Genomic DNA, 3465 nt, shown 5'->3' on the forward strand with positions numbered 1-3465 from the left:
CGAGATTGATACAGCCAGTCTCATTGTTGAAGAGGAAACCTTCGTCAGTGTAACCCGTGCGGGTTACATTAAACGGACCTCGCCTCGTTCTTTCAATGCCTCAACACTGGAAGAAGTCGGTAAACGGGACGATGACGAGTTGATTTTCGTAGAGCCTGCAAAGACCACTCAGCATCTCTTACTCTTTACCAACTTGGGGAATGCCATTTATCGACCAATTCATGAATTGACAGATACTAAGTGGAAGGATATCGGAGAGCACCTTAGTCAGACTTTGACCAATTTCGAGCAAGAGGAAGAAATTCTCTTTGCGGAGATTGTAGATCAGTTTGAAGGAGTGACTTATTTTGCAGCAACTCAACAAGGACAAATCAAGCGCTTTGAACGAAAAGAATTGAGCCCATGGCGGACTTATCGTTCTAAATCGACTAAGTATGCTAAGCTAAAAGACCAAGACGACCGTATCGTAGCAGTTGCGCCAGTTGTTCTTGAAGATATCATGATCATTACTAAAAATGGGTATGGGTTGCGCTTCAATGTTGAGGAGGTCCCTGTCGTAGGCGCCAAAGCAGCAGGGGTCAAAGCCATTAACCTCAAAGACGGAGATCAAGTTGCTGCCGCCTTTAAGTCGACAACTCCAAGCATGTACATTTTGACTCAACGAGGCAGTCTCAAACGGATGTTACAAGACGATATTCCTGTGACCAGTCGGGCTAAACGGGGACTACAGGTCTTGCGTGAGTTGAAAAATAAACCACACCGTGTCTTCAAGGCAGGTCCAGTCTTCACTGGCCAGGGAGATTTTGATCTCTTTACGAGCCAAGAAGAAGTGGCAGAACAAGATCAAATTCTTCAGATCACTTCTACAACAGGTCAGGTAACAGAAGTTGATTTAACACAATTAAGCATTTCTGAAAGAACAAGCAATGGATCCTTTGTTAACGATACCATTTCGGATCAAGAAGTTTTTTCAGCTACCATCAAATAAAAGAAAGCGTTGGTCCATTCTAGGACTGACTTTCTTTAAAAATAAATTTTCTGAAAATTGAAAATTTCGCTTGAAATTCTCATGAAATGGTGTACAATAGTGTACATAGATTGAGAAACTGAATCGACCTACATCAGATCGACAAGGAATAGAAAGAATTAAAAGGAGCACTATCATGACAGTATCACTTGATTGGGAAAACCTTGGCTTTTCATATATGAAATTACCTTATCGCTATTTGGCACATTATCGCAATGGAGCTTGGGAAAAAGGGGAATTGACAGAAGAGGCGACCTTGCATTTGTCCGAATCTTCTCCAAGTTTGCATTACGGTCAGCAAGCCTTTGAAGGGTTGAAAGCCTACCGTACAAAAGATGGAAGCATCCAATTGTTCCGTCCAGATCAAAACGCTAAACGTTTGCAACGCACAGCAGATCGTTTGCTGATGCCTCAAGTACCTGTTGACATGTTTGTGGATGCTTGTAAGGCAGTGGTGAAAGCCAATGAAGAGTATGTTCCACCATATGGTACTGGAGCTACCCTTTACCTTCGTCCACTTTTGATTGGGGTTGGTGATATTATTGGTGTGCATCCAGCAGATGAGTATATCTTTACCATCTTTGCCATGCCTGTCGGTAACTATTTTAAAGGTGGTTTAGTTCCAACGAACTTCTTGATTCAAGATGAGTATGACCGTGCTGCACCAAATGGTACTGGAGCTGCTAAAGTTGGTGGGAACTACGCAGCTAGTATGTTGCCAGGTAAGATTGCGCATGATCGTAACTTCTCTGACGTGATTTATCTCGATCCAGCGACGCACACCAAGATTGAAGAAGTTGGTTCTGCAAACTTCTTTGGAATCACTGCTAATAACGAATTTGTAACGCCATTGAGTCCTTCTATCTTGCCATCGATCACCAAGTATTCTTTACTTTACTTGGCAGAACACCGTCTTGGTATGACACCAATTGAAGGGGATGTCTTTATCAATGACTTGGATCGCTTTGTAGAAGCAGGAGCTTGTGGTACCGCAGCTGTCATCTCTCCAATCGGAGGCGTTCAACACGGTGATGACTTCCATGTCTTCTATTCTGAAACAGAAGTAGGTCCTGTCACACGTAAACTTTATGACGAGTTGACCGGTATCCAATTTGGTGATGTCGAAGCACCAGAAGGATGGATTGTCAAAGTCGATTAAACCGAAAGAGTCTGGGACAAAAGTGTCCAGACTTCAATGAGAACGAGTCTTAACGAAAGAACGCAGTAGCTAATGTTTCTCTTCATTCGCTTTCAGGAATAGAAGAGTGCCGAATGACTCTTGCGGGGGTGGGATAAAGAAGGAATTTCTAACTAAATTCTTTCTGACCCACTCCCTTTTCTCTTGCGTCATCAAGAGAATTTTTGTAAAATAGAAAAAGTGAAAAGAGGGTTGAAATGAGTAAAAAAGATAAGAAAATTGAGATTCAAATCGTTGATAGTAAAGTAACCGTCGGAAAAGACACTTTTGATGGTTTTACTTTGTCCATTGGAAAGAAAACGATTGGTGAAATTGCAGATATGGCTGGTCAATATGCCATTATCAAAAATGGAAATGTGGATTCTCTTTACAAAAAACTTGAAAAAGCCGTTGAAATTTTAATAGAAAATTATAATTTGAATAAATAAGGGCTTGCAATCAAAATAAATCAATGGTATAATAGATCCTGTTGATTTATATGGAGAGATAGCGAAGAGGCTAAACGCGGCGGACTGTAAATCCGCTCCTTCGGGTTCGGGGGTTCGAATCCCTCTCTCTCCATTAGCGTTCATTGTGACGATGATAAAGTGACTAATGTCAGCGCTCTTTTTGGGGTATAGCCAAGCGGTAAGGCAAGGGACTTTGACTCCCTCATGCGTTGGTTCGAATCCAGCTACCCCAGTTCTAGGTAATATCAGATAAGGTGGTAAAATATCTACTCAGGTATTTTATTTCTTTATATGAAGAAGTCGTTGTAGATCATTTTGATTTCGTTGCGAGTGCTTGCTTAGGAAAAATAATTATAAGTATGTCAAGTTTTAGAAAACTTGATTGTTGGAGGATTTTTTAGATGAATGAATTTGAAGATTTGCTAAACAGTGTTAGCCAAGTTGAACCAGGTGACGTTGTTACTGCTGAAGTATTGACAGTTGACGCGAACCAAGCTAACGTTGCAATCTCTGGAACTGGTGTCGAAGGTGTTTTGACTCTTCGCGAATTGACAAACGATCGTGATGCTGACATCAATGACTTGGTAAAACCAGGTGAAACACTTGAATTGCTTGTTCTTCGTCAAGTAGTTGGTAAAGATACTGATACAGTAACTTACCTTGTATCTAAAAAACGTTTGGAAGCTCGCAAAGCATGGGACAAATTGGTCGGACGTGAAGAAGAAGTTGTTACTGTTAAAGGAACTCGCGCTGTTAAAGGCGGACTTTCAGTAGAATTTGAAGGACTTCGT

General features: G+C 41.3%; 4 protein-coding genes and 2 tRNA genes. All 6 read left to right on the forward strand.

The genetic code is table 11. The annotated features are described in order from the left end of the window. A partial coding sequence (locus tag SPADD19_RS12705; RefSeq protein ID WP_277619467.1) for a DNA gyrase C-terminal beta-propeller domain-containing protein occupies positions 1-988 on the forward strand: 988 nt, incomplete at its 5' end. Between the two features lie 175 nt (positions 989-1163). After that, positions 1164-2186 carry a branched-chain amino acid aminotransferase gene (locus SPADD19_RS06205; RefSeq protein WP_061455535.1) on the forward strand — a complete coding sequence of 341 codons (1023 nt, stop codon included), beginning with the start codon at positions 1164-1166 and terminating at the stop codon, positions 2184-2186. A gap of 236 nt (positions 2187-2422) precedes the next feature. Beyond that, a complete protein-coding gene (locus tag SPADD19_RS06210) occupies positions 2423-2653 on the forward strand; it encodes a DUF2969 domain-containing protein (RefSeq protein ID WP_023918020.1) in 231 nt (76 codons plus the stop codon). A 52-nt stretch (positions 2654-2705) separates the two neighbouring features. Continuing rightward, a tRNA-Tyr gene (locus tag SPADD19_RS06215) sits at positions 2706-2786 on the forward strand. Positions 2787-2835: 49 nt separating this feature from the next. Next, positions 2836-2907: transfer RNA gene (locus SPADD19_RS06220), tRNA-Gln, on the forward strand. Between the two features lie 168 nt (positions 2908-3075). Then, the coding region (locus SPADD19_RS12710; protein ID WP_241496502.1) for a S1 RNA-binding domain-containing protein at positions 3076-3465 on the forward strand (390 nt) is incomplete at its 3' end.

It is taken from the genome of Streptococcus parasanguinis (genome assembly GCF_001578955.1).
GTDB classification, from domain to species: domain Bacteria; phylum Bacillota; class Bacilli; order Lactobacillales; family Streptococcaceae; genus Streptococcus; species Streptococcus parasanguinis_U.

Coding starts and splice junctions, on each gene's coding strand:
- SPADD19_RS06205 (WP_061455535.1), top strand. CDS start 1,164: ATGACAGTATCACTTGATTGGGAAAACCTTGGCTTTTCATATATGAAA.
- SPADD19_RS06210 (WP_023918020.1), top strand. CDS start 2,423: ATGAGTAAAAAAGATAAGAAAATTGAGATTCAAATCGTTGATAGTAAA.